The sequence below is a fragment of the Suipraeoptans intestinalis genome, from assembly GCF_034091795.1.
GTDB lineage: Bacteria > Bacillota > Clostridia > Lachnospirales > Lachnospiraceae > Suipraeoptans > Suipraeoptans intestinalis.
This window is the reverse complement of sequence record NZ_JAXFXH010000016.1, coordinates 88,799-106,542: the sequence shown is the minus strand read 5'-3', so window position 1 is coordinate 106,542 and position 17,744 is coordinate 88,799. Positions and strand designations below refer to the sequence as shown.

At 47.1% G+C, this 17,744-nt stretch carries 16 protein-coding genes and 1 tRNA gene; 4 read left to right on the top strand and 13 right to left on the bottom strand.

Annotated features, from left to right (window positions below; genetic code table 11):
• Window positions 1–436: 436 nt before the first annotated feature.
• The 4 genes from SOW26_RS05760 to SOW26_RS05745 all read right to left on the bottom strand — a co-directional run bounded on the left by SOW26_RS05760 (window position 437) and on the right by SOW26_RS05745 (window position 3,490).
• Window positions 437–526, bottom strand: a tRNA-Ser gene (locus SOW26_RS05760).
• A 92-nt stretch (window positions 527–618) separates the two neighbouring features.
• The gene (locus tag SOW26_RS05755; protein ID WP_154477739.1) at window positions 619–1,542 is read right to left on the bottom strand and encodes a CvpA family protein; all 924 of its coding nucleotides are present in this window, start codon (window positions 1,540–1,542) and stop codon (window positions 619–621) included.
• A 173-nt stretch (window positions 1,543–1,715) separates the two neighbouring features.
• Entirely contained in the window at window positions 1,716–2,936 is a 1,221-nt protein-coding gene (locus tag SOW26_RS05750; protein ID WP_276959370.1) for a DUF5711 family protein, read from the bottom strand.
• Window positions 2,937–2,968: 32 nt separating this feature from the next.
• Window positions 2,969–3,490 (bottom strand): HD domain-containing protein, encoded by a 522-nt coding sequence (locus tag SOW26_RS05745; RefSeq protein WP_154477736.1) that lies wholly within the window; start codon window positions 3,488–3,490, stop codon window positions 2,969–2,971.
• Window positions 3,491–3,775: 285 nt separating this feature from the next.
• Here SOW26_RS05745 and SOW26_RS05740 point away from each other — a divergent pair, with 285 nt between their 5' ends.
• The 4 genes from SOW26_RS05740 to SOW26_RS05725 all read left to right on the top strand — a co-directional run bounded on the left by SOW26_RS05740 (window position 3,776) and on the right by SOW26_RS05725 (window position 6,796).
• Window positions 3,776–4,825, top strand: coding sequence for a methyltransferase domain-containing protein (locus tag SOW26_RS05740; RefSeq protein ID WP_276959368.1), 1,050 nt, complete (start codon window positions 3,776–3,778; stop codon window positions 4,823–4,825).
• Window positions 4,826–5,015: 190 nt separating this feature from the next.
• A complete protein-coding gene (locus SOW26_RS05735; RefSeq protein WP_154477732.1) occupies window positions 5,016–5,348 on the top strand; it encodes an arsenosugar biosynthesis-associated peroxidase-like protein in 333 nt (110 codons plus the stop codon).
• A 2-nt stretch (window positions 5,349–5,350) separates the two neighbouring features.
• Window positions 5,351–6,328 (top strand): arsenosugar biosynthesis radical SAM (seleno)protein ArsS, encoded by a 978-nt coding sequence (gene arsS / locus SOW26_RS05730; RefSeq protein WP_276959366.1) that lies wholly within the window; start codon window positions 5,351–5,353, stop codon window positions 6,326–6,328.
• A 12-nt stretch (window positions 6,329–6,340) separates the two neighbouring features.
• Window positions 6,341–6,796: a C-GCAxxG-C-C family protein gene (locus tag SOW26_RS05725; RefSeq protein WP_320652050.1), complete on the top strand. Its 456-nt coding sequence runs from the start codon at window positions 6,341–6,343 to the stop codon at window positions 6,794–6,796.
• 109 nt (window positions 6,797–6,905) lie between these two features.
• Here SOW26_RS05725 and SOW26_RS05720 read toward each other — a convergent pair whose 3' ends face one another.
• From SOW26_RS05720 to SOW26_RS05680, 9 genes are all read right to left on the bottom strand, one after another.
• Window positions 6,906–9,878, bottom strand: a complete 2,973-nt coding sequence (locus SOW26_RS05720) for a Cna B-type domain-containing protein (protein WP_320652049.1) — start codon at window positions 9,876–9,878, stop codon at window positions 6,906–6,908.
• Window positions 9,879–10,169: 291 nt separating this feature from the next.
• Window positions 10,170–11,120, bottom strand: coding sequence for a 3-hydroxyacyl-CoA dehydrogenase (locus tag SOW26_RS05715; RefSeq protein WP_276959362.1), 951 nt, complete (start codon window positions 11,118–11,120; stop codon window positions 10,170–10,172).
• Between the two features lie 215 nt (window positions 11,121–11,335).
• Window positions 11,336–11,896, bottom strand: a complete 561-nt coding sequence (hxlB, locus tag SOW26_RS05710) for a 6-phospho-3-hexuloisomerase (protein ID WP_154477725.1) — start codon at window positions 11,894–11,896, stop codon at window positions 11,336–11,338.
• Window positions 11,897–12,532 (bottom strand): 3-hexulose-6-phosphate synthase, encoded by a 636-nt coding sequence (gene hxlA, locus SOW26_RS05705; RefSeq protein WP_154477724.1) that lies wholly within the window; start codon window positions 12,530–12,532, stop codon window positions 11,897–11,899. It lies immediately after the preceding gene.
• A gap of 18 nt (window positions 12,533–12,550) precedes the next feature.
• The gene (locus tag SOW26_RS05700) at window positions 12,551–13,123 is read right to left on the bottom strand and encodes an SIS domain-containing protein (protein WP_276959360.1); all 573 of its coding nucleotides are present in this window, start codon (window positions 13,121–13,123) and stop codon (window positions 12,551–12,553) included.
• Window positions 13,110–14,054: a ribokinase gene (locus SOW26_RS05695; RefSeq protein WP_154477722.1), complete on the bottom strand. Its 945-nt coding sequence runs from the start codon at window positions 14,052–14,054 to the stop codon at window positions 13,110–13,112. Before SOW26_RS05695 ends, SOW26_RS05700 begins: the two co-directional genes overlap by 14 nt.
• A gap of 106 nt (window positions 14,055–14,160) precedes the next feature.
• Window positions 14,161–15,126, bottom strand: a complete 966-nt coding sequence (locus SOW26_RS05690) for an ABC transporter permease (RefSeq protein ID WP_276959356.1) — start codon at window positions 15,124–15,126, stop codon at window positions 14,161–14,163.
• 3 nt (window positions 15,127–15,129) lie between these two features.
• The gene (locus tag SOW26_RS05685) at window positions 15,130–16,152 is read right to left on the bottom strand and encodes an ABC transporter permease (RefSeq protein ID WP_154477718.1); all 1,023 of its coding nucleotides are present in this window, start codon (window positions 16,150–16,152) and stop codon (window positions 15,130–15,132) included.
• A gap of 16 nt (window positions 16,153–16,168) precedes the next feature.
• A complete protein-coding gene (locus tag SOW26_RS05680; RefSeq protein WP_154477716.1) occupies window positions 16,169–17,659 on the bottom strand; it encodes a sugar ABC transporter ATP-binding protein in 1,491 nt (496 codons plus the stop codon).
• Window positions 17,660–17,744 lie beyond the last annotated feature (85 nt).

Genomic DNA, 17,744 nt, shown 5'->3' with positions numbered 1-17,744 from the left:
TTTCAGATAAACGTTAGCTTATCTTCCCGTTATTACTGTTGTTTTAGGTTGACAGTTCCATGTAGAACATGGTCCTGTCCGTTCTGAATTTTTCTCTTAAGAAATTTTCAGGGTTGTTGTCTATTGTTCAGTTATCAAGGTACTTTGCCGCTCGCTCGTTGCGAATCAGCTTAGACATAGTATCACAGGTAAAGAATCTCTGTCAACAGATTTTTTCAAAATCCTCTCATTTTTGTTGCCCTTTTTTGTTGCCCGAAAATGTCCGTATAGAACCAGAATACTTTTTGTTCTTTTTGACATATTCCATCACTATTATTTCGTGATTGCTCTTGCCACAAATATCGACGCCAGATGGATCTTGGGTTTCTGCCGTGCTTCCTGTAGTAAACCTGCAATAAAAATGAGAACCATCTAAATTCGATGCTTCCCATTTCAGCGGAGAAAGAGGGATTTGAACCCTCGCGCCGCTATTAACGACCTACTCCCTTTCCAGGGGAGCCCCTTCGGCCAGCTTGGGTATTTCTCCGTACTGCGGGCTTTTGCAAGCCCGATTGCTATTATAGTATTACTTTCCGGTTCCTGTCAAGCATTTCTGAAACAATTCCCCACATTCCGGTTCTACCGGATCAGAGTAATGATCTTCATAACCGGATTGCCGTCATAAATTGTCCGGAGGATCGTATCGTTTTGTATCATATCATAGATTTCTTTGCCTACCCCCGTAGTATACAGCAGAGTAATCACAACAAACAGGATCCACACGATGACCAGCGCGCCCACACCGCCCAGGATTCCTCCCCCCAGCCGGTTAAGGAACCCGATCACAGGAAGTTCTGACACGATATTCAAAGCAAAAATAATCGCCCGTAAAAGAATGATCGTCAGCAAAAATGTGCCCAAAAATGCCAGGATCTTTACGATCAGGTCAGCAAGATACGCTCCCACATACCCCCCGAAACTATCCACTCCCAGACGCTTATATTCTTCTTCGTTATTGTGATGGATCAACAGTGTCTTGAAAATCGCCGGGATATCCGCCGTATTAATAGCAGAAATCTGCATCTCTCTCGGCACATTTACCAGATCCAACACCTCTTTCGTGCTTGCTTCTTTTCCTCCTGCATACAGACCGTCCAACAGGCTGGCCGAAATTCCGTATTTCGCCAGCTCCTCTTTTCCTACCTTTCCGCTGACAATATCATCCACGGTAACTCCGTACTGCTGCAGGGTTTCTTCCGTAATTCCTGCTGCGTTCAACACTTTTTTGACCCCTTCTGCCGAAAGATTTCCAGAGGTTCCCGCTTCCTGTACCTGATTTGTGACCATCCGTATCATGGCCTCTTCTACCTGCTCTTCTATGGCCTCGTCTATCGGAGTGTATTTGTCAATCGCTTTTGCCACATAGGGCGTCGCAAAAGAAACGATAAGAAATGTTACAATCGTCGTCAAAAGAGACACGCCTATTCTGATCGCTCCCTTGCAAATTCCTACGATGATGCAGATCAAAAAGATAATGCCGGTTGCTATTAATGCCAGATTCATCCGCTTTCCCCCTGTCTTCCTTCTTTTTCTTTTCCTTTTTGTACTGCGAAAGCCTGTTTTGTATGTCCTCTCTCATTTGTTTCCATGTGTTTCTATTGTGAAACTCTGTTTTCCAATCTCTGTTCCACCGCAGGCGCCGGATCTTACAGGTGCCTCCCTGAAGGTACACCTGTTTACTTTACCAGCCTTACTTCCTGGATCCCGTCGGTGTTGATCACAATATATTTGTTCACGCCTGAGATCGGAAACATTTCCTGTATGGAACTGCTTAGCTCGCCTTCAAACTTTTTCACACCACTTTTTGAAAAAATACAGCATTTTTTTCCTTCATACAAAATCACCTGACTGTCATGGATCTGAACCTGGCTGTACTCTCCCTTGAAGTTTTTCGATAACACTTTTTTTCCTGCCGTATTGTACAGTCTGAGCTCACATCCGCCTTTTTTTTCATTTTGCAGGATAAGTCCGATGTACCGGTCATTGAAAAATGCACTTTTGATTTTCTTCTTAATGCTGACCTTTTCCACTTCTTTTGGCTGGCTTTCTCCTCGATAGATGACAAATCCCTTATCGTGTATTCCCACTGAGTTCGTCCGGTCCAGAAAAGCCCCCTCTGCCATTACCACATTTTCATAATGTTCCCTGGATACTACATACTCTTTTTTTTCATTCCCGTTTTTTCCAAAATTATAATACACAATCTCTGAAGCAATCTTTCCCTCCTGCGTAGTCAGATACAGCACCTGCACCGTTTCCCCGTTTTCTGAAATGGAAAGATCCATGGGGTAGCCCGTATTCGCCGGGGACGTTTTCATCTCCACCAACACGTTCCCCTCCATATCGTAGCACAGGATCTTGGCTGCCATATCGTCTCTTAAGATAGCTCCCACGATCCCCTGTTGTGAAACTGCAACCTTTTCAATGGGCATAGTAGTGTGGATCTCTCCCTTTACTCCGTCCTTTTCTACCACCCAGATATCGTTGCCTCCCTTGTCTGCGATCACCGCCGCTTTTTTGTTTTGCTCCACAACAGGATTGCTGATCTGATAGGATTGGTTCCATTTTTCTTCTCCCTGTTGATTCAGATAAGCCGCCCCATCCCGGCTGTATTTCAAAATCCCGCCGTTAAAGTAAGCATAACTGCTGTTGGCAATCTCGCCGTCCGAATACGTTTTCAGCACCCTCGCCTTACTGTATGTCTGCAAAGCGATCAGCAGATAGATCCCAATGGCAAGCGCCAGTGTGACGGCCACCCCTGCTCCCACTCTCTGCCAGAACCGTATCTTGTGCCGGCGGATCTGCTGTTCCAAATCCTGGATGGTCATATCCTCCGTATTGATCTCTTCCACCAGCCGGTCGATCAGTTTCTCTGTCCCATCTTCAGATTCCTTCACAGTCCTGAAGTTCCTGTCCTTGCGACGCATGTCTATCTTCCTTTCACTCTTTTCCGCTTCTCTTTCCTCTTACAAGTCTCCAAAGCTCCACAATACTTATCCGTTATCACCGTCAGCCATCCTTCTTTTGTCTCCGGGATACGCCAAAGGGTCAGCGGCCACATATGTGTCCGTATCACGTCTCTTTCTTTTCTTCCCAAACGGAAAAACTTCCTTGCATTTTTATAGGCAGATTCCGGGTGAGTCAGTCCGTGAACCGGATTTCCCGTTTTCGCCCTGCACTCATGCCAGTCATATAAGAACAGGTCGTGCAGCATCGCCCCTCTTGCTGCAGCCCGCGCATCCAGACGCAGGATCCTGCTCCACTTATAATTCTGATAGGCCACACTCAGACAGTGTGCGTAACAACTGGTCACTCCATGGTGCGGATAAAGCTTCATACGTAGCACCACAGGATGTCTTGTCAGGTCCTTCACTTCCTCATAAAACTCTTTTTTCCAGCGTCTCTCCTGCCTTTTGTTTCTTCCCCATAACCTTTTTATTCTTTTAAACATCTATGAAAAAACCTCTCTGTATTACCAACATCACTTACCTATGGAGAGTATCACGACTCCCCTGCAAATACAAGTAATTTCTCTGAATCTGCCACTTTTCTTTCGATTTTCTTCAGAAATATCTTCCGCCTTTTTCTCCCGCCTTCTTTCCCGGTTTTTTCGCTTTTCTCTTTTCTGTTTTTTAAAAAAATGGTATGCTTGACCCACAGTTATTCAGCAGATATCTGTCCTTATATCTGCTGTAAAAATATCAGTCCCTGTATTCAGGGGGAAAAGGAGAAAACGATGGAACACCAGGATGTAAAAGAATACTACAGCAACATTACCGTCAACCAGGGGGGACAGATGGAAACGCAGATCTGTAGCTGTGCTTCTGACAAAATGCCTCCCCATATCCGGCAGATCGCCCGGAAGATCCCGGAAGAGATCACCACCCGTTTTTATGGATGTGGATCTCCCCTTCCCGACGCCTTAGAAGGCTGTACCGTATTGGATCTTGGCTGCGGGACCGGCCGCGACGTGTATATTGCGGCTGCTCTTGTCGGAAAAAGCGGCAAGGTCATCGGCGTTGACATGAATGACGATCAGCTTGCCATCGCCAGAAAATATCAAAAAACCATGGCGGAAGCATATGGATACGACAACGTGGTCTTTCATAAGGGGTTTATCGAGGATCTTCGGGAGGTCGGGATCCCCGATGAAAGTGTGGACGTGGTCATTTCCAACTGTGTGATCAATCTCGCTCCGGACAAGGAAAAGGTTTTCCGAGAGATCTGGAGAGTTTTGAAGCCCGGAGGCGAGTTGTTCTTCAGTGATATTTTTGCAGATCGTCGGGTTCCGGATGCCATCAATCATCACCCGGTCCTGGTTGGCGAGTGTCTGGGCGGCTGCCTTTATATCGAAGACTTCCGGCGTATGATGCGCCGTGTAGGGTGGGAGGATTTTCGTTATACCACCTCTTATCCGGCTGCCATTCATAATCCGGACATTGAAGCACTGGTAGGAAATATCCAATATTCCTCCCGCACCGTGCGCGCTTTTAAGCTTCCTCATCTTTTGGAAGATATCTGCGAGCAATACGGACAGATTGCCATTTACAACGGCGGCATAGAAGGGCATGAACATTTCTTTGATCTGGATGATCATCACAGGCTCTATGCCCATCTTCCTCTTTCCGTATGCGGCAATTCTTGTGCCATGCTGGAGCACACACGCTTTGCCCCCTACTTTACCATCATCGGGGATCGTTCCCGCCACTTTGGGGCATTTGACGGCTGTGCCTCTGTGCCGGAGCCTGATGCCGCCGGAGAGGGCAGTGGCGGTTGCTGCTGTTAAGCAACAGCTTCATCCTAACGGGGAGGGAACAGGGTATTATTGTTATTTTCTATAATAGACATCATTTCATTGGTATTTTCAATGTATTCCCTCTTGCATTGCCCTGCGGACCACTTTTATGCTAGAATACTTTCAGTATCGGGCAGACTCTGCAAAGGAGTCTGCCGCTGTCTGAAAGGAGGAACTTTTTATGAACACCTACTACAATCCCGAGGATCTGGCCAAGTTTTCCACAATGGGAGAGGAAGCTCCCGAGCTTGCCAGAGCCTTTTTTGACTACTATGGAAAAGTTTTTGCAGAAGGAGAGCTGACCGCTCGCGAAAAATCATTGATCGCTTTGGCCGTGGCACATTCTATTCAGTGCCCTTACTGCATTGACGCTTACACAAACGACTGCCTAAACAAAGGAGTCAGCCAGGCGCAAATGACAGAAGCGATCCATGTGGCAACTGCTATTCGCGGCGGTGCTTCCCTGGTACATGGCGTACAGATGAAAAATATTGCAAAAAAATTGGAGTTGTAGCTATGGCAATGAGAAATGCATTTCAGGAATTGACGGATATTCCGGCCTTCTCCACGCTTCTTTCAGAGGAATGGGGCCATACCGCCGATCATCTGTCTGTTTTACAACTGAATATCGGATATCTTTGCAATCTGGCCTGCAAGCACTGCCATGTGGAGGGAGGTCCCCATCGCACGGAGATCATGACGCGAAATGTGATGGATGCCTGTCTTCGGTATGCCAGAGAGCAACAAATTGAAACCATTGATATTACCGGCGGTGCTCCGGAGATGAATCCGGATTTCAAATACCTTGTGGAACAGGCCGTCCGGATCGCGCCTCATGTGATCGTGCGTACCAACCTGGTCATTCTGACAGAACCCGGTTACGAAGATTTTATCGACTTTTTTAAAGCCCACAAGGTGGAGGTGGTCTGTTCCCTCCCTTATTACCGCCCCAAAGAAATGAACCGGGTGCGGGGAGACAGCTCCTTTGAACGATCGATTGAAGCTTTGACCCGATTGAATCAGGCAGGCTATGGCAGACAGGAGGATCTGGTTTTGAACCTGGTCTACAATCCGGCCGGCGCCTTTTTCCCTCCGGAGCAATCTGCTATGGAGCGGGAATACAAGGCAGCCCTGCAAAAGGATTTCGGAATCGTATTCCACCATCTGTTTACCTTGACAAATAATCCCATAGGACGTTTCGGACAATTCCTTATTCGAAGCGGCAATCTGCCCTCTTATATGAACAGTCTGTATCAGGCCTTCAATCCCGGCACCTTAGAAGGACTGATGTGCCGTTTCCAGTTGTCCGTCCGATATGATGGCAAGCTATACGACTGCGACTTCAATCAGGCGGAAGACCTTCCCATCCTGACGGGGGAGACGATTTTCGACCTGGTAGGAAAGCCCTATAAAAAGCGGCGTATCTGCGTAGACAAACACTGTTATGGCTGCACGGCAGGCCAGGGCTCCAGCTGCGGCGGAGCCACGGAATAAGGAGGAGAAGATATGCATACACAAACACCACCGGATCTTTCCACCATTGTAGAATTGTTCCAGCACGGAGTGGGATGCGCCCAGATCGTAACCGGCGAGTTTTCCCAAGAGACCGGTCTGCTCCGGGAGCAGCTACGCAAGCTGGGCGGCGCCTTCGACGGCGGCATGGGACGGGGAGAAAGCTGCGGCGCCGTCATCGGAGCCCTGGCAGTCCTCGGTCTGGTTTACGGGCACGGCGATGTAGACGAAGGGAAGCAGAAAGCCCTTCTTATGGAAAAATCCCGTAAGTTTCAGGAGAAGTTCTGCGAAACCTATTCTTCCTGTCTCTGCCGACAGATCCTGGGCTATGATTTGTCCAAGGACGAAGAGGCCGCCATTATTTTTGAAAAAGGGCTGCTCTTTCAACTTTGTCCAAGGGTTGTATCGGATTCTATCGCAATCTTAAAAGAGATCCTGGAAGAGCCTTAACATCCCAGGATGCCGGAAAAGTGAAGTACAGACAGTCGCCAAAAAGGGACGCCCCCTCATCGATCCCCGATGTGCCGGAACGTCCCTTTTTCTTCCATTTTTCAGACTTTTATAGCGTTTCTGAGTCCCTGCCCGATCGCTTTCTGCTTGTCAGAATCCCTGCTGCCGAAACCATAGTCAGCAACAGCAGCGGCAGTGCCCTCGTGTCTCCTGTCTTCGGCGCCTTTTTCTCGTTTTTCTTGATTTTCCCCGGCTGCTCCGGTTTTTTTTGAACCTCAGGCGGGATTTTTTCATTGAGGATGGAAGACTTGTCATAGGTCACCTTGTAAGTGTCTCCCTGTAAAATAACCCTGCCGTCCTTTTCTCCCTCTTCCACTACCGTATATACATTTTCCTCTGCTTCCACCGTATCCGTTACCGGAAGATCTTCAAAGGTTCCTTTCCACTCATTCTCTCGATTCAGCGTTAAAAACCGATCTGTTTTCTTTCCATTTTTTACCAGATACACCTTTATTTCCGGTGCTTTTTCCGGCTGGATCCCTTTCCATTCCTTGGTCACCTGCAGTTTTCTTTTGGCCGGCTCCAGCGGGGTGACCGGTATCCTCTCTTTGTTTGTGATCTGAATGGAAAAGCTTTCCTGTTCCGGCGCTTTTACGGCAAGCTCCTCTACTCGCAGCACTGTTTCTTCTCCGGTAGGATTCTGCACATTGGAAGGACGCAGCCTGGGAATCTTCAGCACCCATTCTCCCTGCTGGTTTTTCTTCAGAGTTAATCGGTATTCCAACAGCCCCGGATCCACAAATCCTCCCTTTGGAGCCTCCTCGTACTCCACTTTCACATCCTTCCCTGTGATCGGAATTCCTTTAAAGGCAACGTTTCCCTCCCAGGAATAGCTTTCTTTATTGTAGGTCATCTTCTGAATAACCGGCTCTTTCTGTCCTTCTATCTCCAGCCGGATCGCCACTTCAAAGCTTTTCAGCTCCCATGCCTCCTGATCGAACACTTCTGCATTTTCCTGATACACTGCCATGAGATTTTCATAATCTGAAAACTGCGGCCGATTCAACCGGAAACTTAACGTCGGAGCCCCTTCCTGCCTTTCTATCTTGCCTACGGTAACCTGATATTCTTCCGATTGCAGCTCCTTCACATACAGCAGCTCTTCTATCGGTTTTCCGTGAACTGTTGCCGGCAGATCCTTTACTTTGTAGCGAAATCCATTTTCCGTATTTAATGTACAGGTCTCGATCAGCCAGTCCGTTTCTCCCTCTTTTGCCCGCAGTTCTACCTTGATCTCTTTCGGCTGTAATCCTTTTTCCCAGATCTTTATGATCTCTATTTCTTTTAACGGATTCTCTTCTTTCGGAACCTTTCCAAACACAACATTCCCATTGGAGCCGATCCCGCCGCCCTTCGAGGAAGTATTCCCAGTGATCATCAGCTTGGACAAGGCTTTGGCAATTGCTACGCCCTCCGGATCTGCAATGCTTTTCACTGCAATCTCCCGGGAGGCATCTTTTACCTGGATTTCCACTCCCGGCTCCTGATATCTGGCGCCCTTTTTATCCTCATAATGGCGGATCTTCGTCCCTCCGATCAGCCGATCCGTCAATGTCACAGAATAGTTTCCGGACAGCTTATCCGAGCTCCACAACTCATCTCCTGCCTCCCCGGCATGGTTGTCTACGATAGCCGCCCCATTTTCCGCATAAAACTTCGCTTCTCCGGTAGGACAGAACCAGGCTCCGCCGCCGCTCTTTGCCGGAAGATATATCCCTGTTTCTGTCATGATCCCTTTGCTTCCTGTCGCCTGATTTCCGCTGACATACGCATTCTCTATTTTCAGAGTATAAGGAATCGTCGTTACGCCGACCCCTCCGCCATAATCTCCTGAAACGTTGTTTGAAATCTCTCCTCCGGTCAAAAGTCCTCCGTTGGAGGAGACCAAAACGCCGCCACCTACCTGATCCGACCGGTTTTCTGTGATCTGTCCTCCTGCCATATGAAACTTTCCTGCATAATGCTTCTCCCAGGTATCAATGGGAAGTTTGGCGATTTCTTTTTCCAGGCCAATGCCGTCTACCGCCCAGTCAGACACAAAGACGCCTCCGCCCTGATAGGCTCTGTTTTCCCGGATCACAACGGTACTTCCTTCCGGCAGTGATACCTCTACATTTCCATTTGCCGAGATTCCTCCGCCGCCTACTCCTCTGTTGCCCTTCAGGATTCCACCGGAAAATACAGCCGTTGCCAGTTCCTGGGGCTTCAGACGGTCTTCTGAAACCGCGCTTCTTTCGTAATCATAGGGACTTGCGCTTCCCACAAGGACAGCTCCCGCCCAGCCTTGATTTTCACTGATCTCTCCGCCATTCATGGTCATCTTGCTTCCCGGCGCCACAAATACAGCTCCGGCTCCCGGAGAGTCTGACCACAGCAGACTGGGATATGGATAATAGACAGACGCCTGATTTTTTCGGATGATCCCTCCGTTCATAACCATCTCTGCGCCGTTTTCCAACCGGAATGCGCCGGAAGAATATGCGGTGGAGGCCGTGCTATAATCATTGTTTTCTATCGTTCCCTGATTCAGCGTGATTCTGGCATTTTCCCCGCTTGCAATGATCGGAGCCCTGTAAGATCCCCCTCTTCCCTTTGCATCATGATATCGTCCGCCATTGATAGTAAGTGTGCCCTTCACACTGAGCAGATTCGCATTGCTCCTGCTCTCTTTCTGTTCTCCGTCTATCTCGATCCCTGCCTCCAGTGTCAGACTTGCCCCTTCCGCCACGGTCAGAAAGGTGTCTGAAAATCCTTCCCCTCGTTTAAACACAGCGTTTCCCGCTGCCTTTAGCACAACGCTTTTCCCTTCCAGGACTAAAGTCTCTGTAAACAGATAGTCTCCGTCTTCCAGCAGGATCTCCTCACCGTCTTGTGCCGTCTGCAGCTTTTCCCGCAAAGCTGCAAACCTCTGTGCCGGCGTCTCTTCCTCCGCATGCACCCTCTCTGCATTTCCAGGCAGCCAGAAAATGGCCGCCAGCAACATGACCAGTGTCGTCAATAAGCACCTTCCCCTTGGTCTCATTCCTAAAATTCCCCTTTCCTAAGATTTTCTGCTTTGACTCTATCATAGAATTTCTTGTTTTTCCAGTATTCTTCCAGAAATTCCCGTTTTTTTGAGGGTTTTCCTCCCGGACTTGAAAGAGGATCTCACGGTGCAGAATCCTTCACAGGCGATGGATTGCTTTTGCGGCACACTCCCTGATCGCCACAATGCCGTCCCTAAGAGGCATTTTATTTTACAGGATACCGTGTTTTATACGCAAAAAATCCGGCCTTGCGGTCGGATTTTTTGCGTCTTTCACTTTTTTCTGTATCAGTATTTATAGATTCCTTCTCCTGCATTTACGCCGGTTTTTCCTGCGTCAATATACTCCTTCAGCTTCGCTGCGATCTTGTACATGACCGTACCGGGCTCCTGTGCCCCCGGTTTTGCCAGAACGATCTGATACGCTGTCATCAGGCCTACAATGTCCAGGATCTGGAAGGGTCCCAAAGGCGATCCTGTTCCCAGCTTCCAGGTGTTGTCGATGGTTTCGGGATCCGCCACATCATTGGCCCACAGCGCTTCCGCCGCACTTAAAAATGGCACCAGCATGGAATTCAGAATATAACCCGGCTGTTCCTTTTTCAGCGGCAATGGAACCATTCCGATCTCCCCGGCAAATTCTACCACCGCATCATAAGCCTCCTTGGAAGTTCCTTCATGGCCCATAATTTCAGCCGTATTCCCTCTCCAGATATTGTTCGCAAAATGCAGTGCCAGGTATCTGTCCGGTCTTCCGGTATCCTCTGCAAACATGCTGGGAAGCAGCGTGGAAGAGTTGGTAACCAGAATGGTATGCTCCGGCAGATACTCTCGTATTCTCTTGTAAAATGCCACTTTTTCTTCCCGATTCTCTGCCATTGCTTCGATCACAAGGTCTGCATCCTGAAACGCTTCTGCCTCACAAAGCTCCAGTTTTATATTTTTGTATGCTTCTTCTATCTTCTGCCGGAACTGCTGGATATCCGCCTCCGTCAGCTTGGAAAACTCATTAGTAAACCCTCTTGGGCAGTCTGGATAGTCTTTACCCAGGTGTGCCTCCAATCCTTCCACTTCTTTCAGGTAGATCTGATATAATCTATCCAGCTTCGGCTGGGTTCTTCCAATGGAAGCCTCACTCCTCAACCATATTTTTACACGAAATCCTTTAAATGCAGATTGAAACGCAATCTGGCTTCCCAGTACGCCTCCGCCTGCTACTACAATGTTTTTAAATTTCATAAAATTCCCTCCTTCATATGTGACTTTGCAACGTCTTCCTGTTTTTCCGATTCACTCAAAAGGTACGCTTTTGGCATGCTTTCTGCCTGCCATAGTTTCTATACCGCTTCAGTATACTCCTTTTTCAGAAAACAAAGAGGGCTTTTCTTCTTTTTTTATAGGTTTTATACTTTTTTTAGATTGTAGAGCAGTCCGAACTATTCCTGTGCAAATTGCTACTCCAGATTTGCATGCCGCTCAAACATTTTCTCCGCTGTACATTGCATACATTCCATCAACCCCAGAATCAAAGTATCGCATACAATCCATGCCAGTTGCTCGAACGCACTCCCCATTGGCTGAATGGAGGTCTCCTTTTGGTCAAGGGTGCTTTTGGGTGTGGCTCCCGGGATCTCTATCACCACATCCGCTTTTCTTCCCAAACAGGATTCTTTAAAGATCGTAAGAAGTCCCAGCCTTGCTTTGCATTGTTTTGCTTTCTCCGCCATTGCTTTCAAACTATCCGTCTCTCCAGATCCTGAGATCACAAAGAAAAGATCCCCCTCCCCAATCTTTGGCGTCGTCGCATCTCCTGCTACATACACCGTGAGTCCCAAATGCATCAGTCGATTTGAAAAAGCTCTGGCTACAAAGCCGGATCGTCCCACTCCCGCCACGAATATCCTCTTTCCTGTTTGGATTTCCCGCACAGCATCCCGAATCTGCTCTCCTCTGATTCTGGATGATTTTTCTTCCAGTTCTTTCAATATCATCTGCAAGATTTTTTCCTCTGCCATCTACTCCCACTCCTTTATCTTTTTCCGAATCCCTTTCGCCGTTTCCCCGGGATCCTTCGCATGCGTCAGTCCTCCTCCCACAATCAGGATCTGTGGCTGCAACTGCGCATATTCTGAAACGGTATCCAAAGATAGCCCTCCCGCCACGGATATTTCTGCCAGTCTGCAACAGCGTTTCATTAGCTTCAGATCATCTATCGGACGCCGCCCTTCTGCCTGCTGATCTGTCCCCACATGTACCGCCAGCATGCTTACTCCAAGAGTTTCTAGCCTTTCTATTCTTTTTTCCAGTTCCTTTACGCAAATCATATCTACTACTATCTGTTTTCCCATTTCTTTTCCTGCTCGCAAGCATCCTTCTATCGTCAGGTCATCCGTTACCCCGAGGACCGTCACATAATCTGCTCCCGCCTGAAACGCCATTTTTGCTTCATAATACCCTGCATCCATAATTTTCAGATCTGCCAGCACTTCTTTTTTGGGGAATCGCTTTTTCATTGTAGTAACCGCTCGCATACCTTCCTGGTACACGAGTGGCGTTCCTATTTCAATCACGTCGATCTCCTTCTCTATCACTGTTACCAGTGTGATTGCTTCCTCTAATGTCAGATCATCAATTGCCAACTGTATCTTCATTAGCTTCTTCCTCCTTTTCTACTCCAGATTAGCATGGTACTGCCAAAGTTTTTTCATACAAATATTTTTTCTTTGGATCATAAGCATCGCTATCGTATCTCCAAATAGTAGCAGTGTCTGCTCAAATAAAGATGTCATGGGCTGCTTTGATACGACCCTTTGATCATTTTGCTCTGGTTCTTTTCCAGATACCGGAATCTTCACAAAAAAATCCCGATATGCCTCCATGCTACACGTTTTTCGATATCCAATCTGCACCACTGTTGCGCCCAGTTCTTTCGCTTTTTTCGCAATCATTAGCGGAAACAAGGTTTCCCCACTGCCGGATCCTACTACCAACAAATCCCTGTCCGTCATGGCCGGTTCTGTAATCTGCCCTACCACCACCGTAGAAATTCCCAAGTGTGCATATCTTTTTGCCATCGCCTGCATAGATAAAAAAACGCGTCCTACCCCTACAAAAAACACTTTTTCCGCCTGTTCTATCAAATCCAGAAACCCCTCCGCCTCCTCAGCCCGAATCTTTTCCAACACGACGGTGCATTCTCCCGTTATGATTCTTCCTACTTCCAGAAAACTATTTTCTTTCACCTGTTTCCTCCTTTTCCAGAAATGCACTAACCTCCTCCTCTGTGGGTATGGCTGTCTGCGCTCCCATTCTGGAAACACAGATTCCTGCCGCTGCATGAGCAAATCGAATCGCTTCCTCCAGTCCCTGCTTTCTACAAAGGCCTATGCTCAGTGCCGCTCCAAAAGTGTCCCCCGCTGCAGTGGAATCCACCGCCTCCACCTGAAATCCCGGAAAGAAAGCTCCTTTCTTTCCATCATACACAAAAGCTCCTCTTTCTCCCAGCTTCAAGACCACATATTTCGGCTCCGCCATCCGATACAACTGACGGGCTGCCCTCTCTGTCTCTTCTTGTGTCCCTGGATAGATCCCTGTCAACGCTTTGGTTTCAGATTCATTGGGAGAAAGAATGTAAATCCCCTGTAAGGGAGACAAATCCAGTTGCATAGCAGGCCCGGCGTCCAAAAACACCGGAATCTTTTTTTCTTTTGCCAGCACATAGGTGTCATAGACTGTCTGAATCGGCATTTCCAACTGCATCAGAATCATGTCAAACATTTCCCGCTCCAACACTTTTTTTACATCTTCCCTACATAACTTCCTGTTTGCCCCCAAAGCCACGTAAGAAACATATCTACCGTCCTGCTGTAAAAGCATAACGGCAAGTCCGGTCTGTTCCTGTTCATCCTGCACGATCCCGTCTGTACGAACAGTACCCTTCTCCAATTCCTGAATCAGTCTATCTCCGTTAGGGTCTTTCCCGACCCTCCCTACCATGACTACTTCTGCCCCCAGAAGCGCAGCTGCTAACGCCTGATTGGATCCCTTCCCTCCTGCTGTATATCCATATTCTCCACACAGGACGGATTCACCCAGTTCCGGAAGCCTGTCTGCTCCCTGTATGAATAGATCCATGTTCATACTCCCTACCACTAACAGTTTTGGTTTTTTCATTTCCTTCTCCTAACATATGATTTCTGGTACTTATTTTGCTTTTCAATAAAGTATGGGTATCTCAGGCATGTGCTTTTGCACGCCAAGATACCCTCTTCTTACTGTACTAATTGCTGATTTTACTTAGTTTTTTGATTTTTCTCTTATCCAGCGCAAAATTAATAATCAGGAGTCCCACCAGTGCCACACCCCAGATCAAGTCTCTATAATAGTTGCTGATACTTGGAAACATGTTCAGATAAGATGACATCATCTGCAGGATTACTACCGCAATAGCGATTCCCGGTACTGTTCCAAATCCACCGTTTGGATTTACGCCCCCTAAAACAGCGATCAGAATGCACTGCATAGTATAACTGCTCCCAAAATCTGCCTTAGCCGAATTGATTCTTGCCAAACTTAACAGCCCCGCCACAGCAGAAAGAAGTCCTGACAGCATATACGCACGAATTAGCGTGAGATTACAGTGAATTCCCGAAAATCTTGCCGCTTTCTGATTAGTTCCCACCAGGTAGATCCGTGTCCCAAATTTTGTACGTCCCATAAGAAAGGATGTCAAAGCCACTGCGATCATAAATACCACAAAAGATAGGGGAATGTAGCCAAATAGAGCCGTTGTTGCAAAGCTGGTATAGCTATCCGGGATTCCACTGACAGTGCTTCCTCCGGATACAATGATGGCAAGCCCCATAAATAGCTGATAGGTTCCCAGTGTTGCCAGCATAGCTGGAATTTTCAGATAAGATACCAAATATCCATTAAAAGCTCCACACGCCAGACCCACCGCGACAGCTACAAGGATCGCAACCATTGGTGTCGTGTTCTTCTGCATTAGCAATCCTGCGATAATTCCGCAAAGGTTTGCAATATAGACAGTAGAAAGATCGATTCCACCGGAAATCATACAGATTCCGACTCCAACAGCCATCAACCCATATTCTGACAGCTGTTTTGCCATGGTCTGAAAATTCCCGATCTTCATAAATTCTGATGTTTTGGTAACTCCTGCGAGGACAGCAAAAGCAAGCAACAGGATCAATAATCTTTGTATGTTATGGTCTGTCTTTTTCATTTCTTACGCTGCCTCCTTTTTTACTTTTGTTTTGATCCGATTGGAACTATGGCTTCGAACAGCTGAAACTGCCGTCCCTACAATAATGATCGCCCCTATAAACACTTTCTGCCAGTAAACAGAAATCCCTAAAAGTATCAGACTATTGGATACCATTGTTAAGAGAAGCGTTCCCAACAGGCATCCTTTCAGTGTTCCGATCCCTCCCGTCATTCTGGTTCCTCCGAGAATGATGGCTGCGATCACAATCATCTCCCCTCCGGCATACTCTGTAGGTAAATATCTCATAGACATGACTGCATAACACAGCCCTGCAATAGCTGCAATTCCTCCATTGATCACAAAAATCCCAAAGCGGATCGCATTTACTTGAAATCCAGCTCTTTCTGCCGAAATTTCATCGCCGCCTACAGCATAGACTCCACGTCCTACCAAAGTTTTATTCAGTAGCAAATAGGCAAAAATGTATAGGGCGATCATAATCAAAAATGTCACCGGTAGTGTAGAACCTAATCCGCTTTTCGCATTTTTTACCGTTAGCAGAGACATTTTCCCAAAAGCGGCCAGATTTTCCGGAAGATCCATTCTCTCTGCCTCAAATGCTCCCAATAGGATTCCACTGAAAATAGAACTGGTCCCTAGGGTAACGATCAGGCTGGGAAATTTGTATTTTACAATGATAAATCCGTTTAAGGCGCCCATGACGCATCCAAATGCAATCCCTATCAAAAAAGTCAGAATCCAGGGTGCCTGCTGCAATCCCATTTTATTTGTCAAAATAATAGCTAGGTAACTGCTCAATGCAGCAATCAGAGGAAAGGACACATCCGGTCCTGTACTCACAAAGGCAAGCAGCGCACAAATGGCGTAAATAGAAGGAACGATCATAGAGCGAAGCAAATCCACCAGATTGTTATTTGTAAAAAACAGCCCCGAACGCATCTGTATGGCCAAAGACAGTCCTATTATGATCAAAAATACATAAAACTCTGTCTGAGAAGTTAATTTTTTCCATGTTTTTTGCATATCTTCCCACCTCCTTCTATACAGATGCCCTTGTCAAGGCTGTCACATTCAGATCTCCTGCTTCCAGTGTTCCTGTTACTTTTCCACCCTGCATTACAATCGCCCTGTCACAGGTAGCGATGATCTCCGCCGCATCATCAGATACCACAATAATCGCCATCCCCTCCGCCGCAAGTGTCCTAAGCAGTCTATGAATATCATACTTCGCTCCGATATCAACCCCTACCGTCGGTCCATTTAGGATCAATACCTTGGGATGGGTGGATAACCATCTGGCTAATACCACCTTCTGCTGGTTTCCGCCTGACAGGGTCTGTACCGGAAACTCGTGATTCTTAGTTGCCACGCCGATTTCATCCACCCAGGTCTGGGATTCTTCCGATACCTTTTTGGGATTCAGGACTCCCGCCCTTTTGGCCAGCTGATCTAATCTCGTTACCGTAATATTCCGAATAATAGACTGTGGCAAAAACAGCCCCTCTGTCAGCCTATCCTCCGGCACCAAAGCAATCCCCTGTTTTTGCGCTGCTTTCACGTCTTTCAAGCAGACTTCCTTCCCTTCTATCCGAATCTTTCCTGCTGTGGGTCGATTCATTCCAAACAAAGCCAAAGACAACTCCGTTCTTCCCGATCCCAATTGACCTGTGATTCCCAAGATTTCTCCCTGTCTCAACTGAAAATTCACATGCTCGAATCCTTCTGCACTCAGATCCTCTGCTTCCAGAACTACTTTTCCGTATTTCCTGTTTTCCTGCAGCTCTTTTTTTTGTGTCTCAAAATGCCTTCCTGTCATATAATATGCAAATTTTTCTTCTGTCATTTCCTCTGTCGGACAGCTGATCACATTTTCTCCATTTCTTAAAATAGTGATTCTGTCCGATATCTCAAACACTTCATCCAATTTGTGGGAAACGAACAGAATGGTGACACCACTCTTCTTCAACTCTGCAATAATCTCAAACAGGCGATTTACTTCTTTCTTTGTCAAAGCCGTTGTAGGTTCGTCCATGATAATCAGCTTTGCATTGTCCAACAGGGCCCTGGAAATGGCAATCAGCTGTTTATCTGCCACCGGAAGCGTCTCTACCAGTGCATCTAAATCCACTTCAAAGTTGATCTTTTGAACTGCTTCCTCTGCGATCCGTCTGAACTCCTTCTTCCTTACAATTTTCTGTTTGTTGGCAAGCACCTGATTCAATGCCAGATTTTCTACCACTGTAAGGTTGGGAAACACAGAAAAATCCTGATAAATCACCTGAATTCCTGCTTTAATGGCTTCTGCCGGCGTCATTACCGGATATCCCTTTCCGTCTACCTCTATTGTTCCTGCATCTGGCTTGTAAAATCCAGATATCACCTTAATGATGGTGGATTTCCCACAACCATTTTCCCCTGCAAGGCAGTGAGTCTCTCCTTTTTTTATCGTCAGATCTACCCCCTTCAATGCGTGAACTCCACCAAACGATTTCTTGATTCCTTTCACTTCCAATATGTTTGTTTGCGCCATACTCTCGCCCACCCTTTCTTTTCACCGGTGTAACGTAAAACAACTGTTCCAATTCTCTTACGTTGCACCGGGAAACGAGGAAATC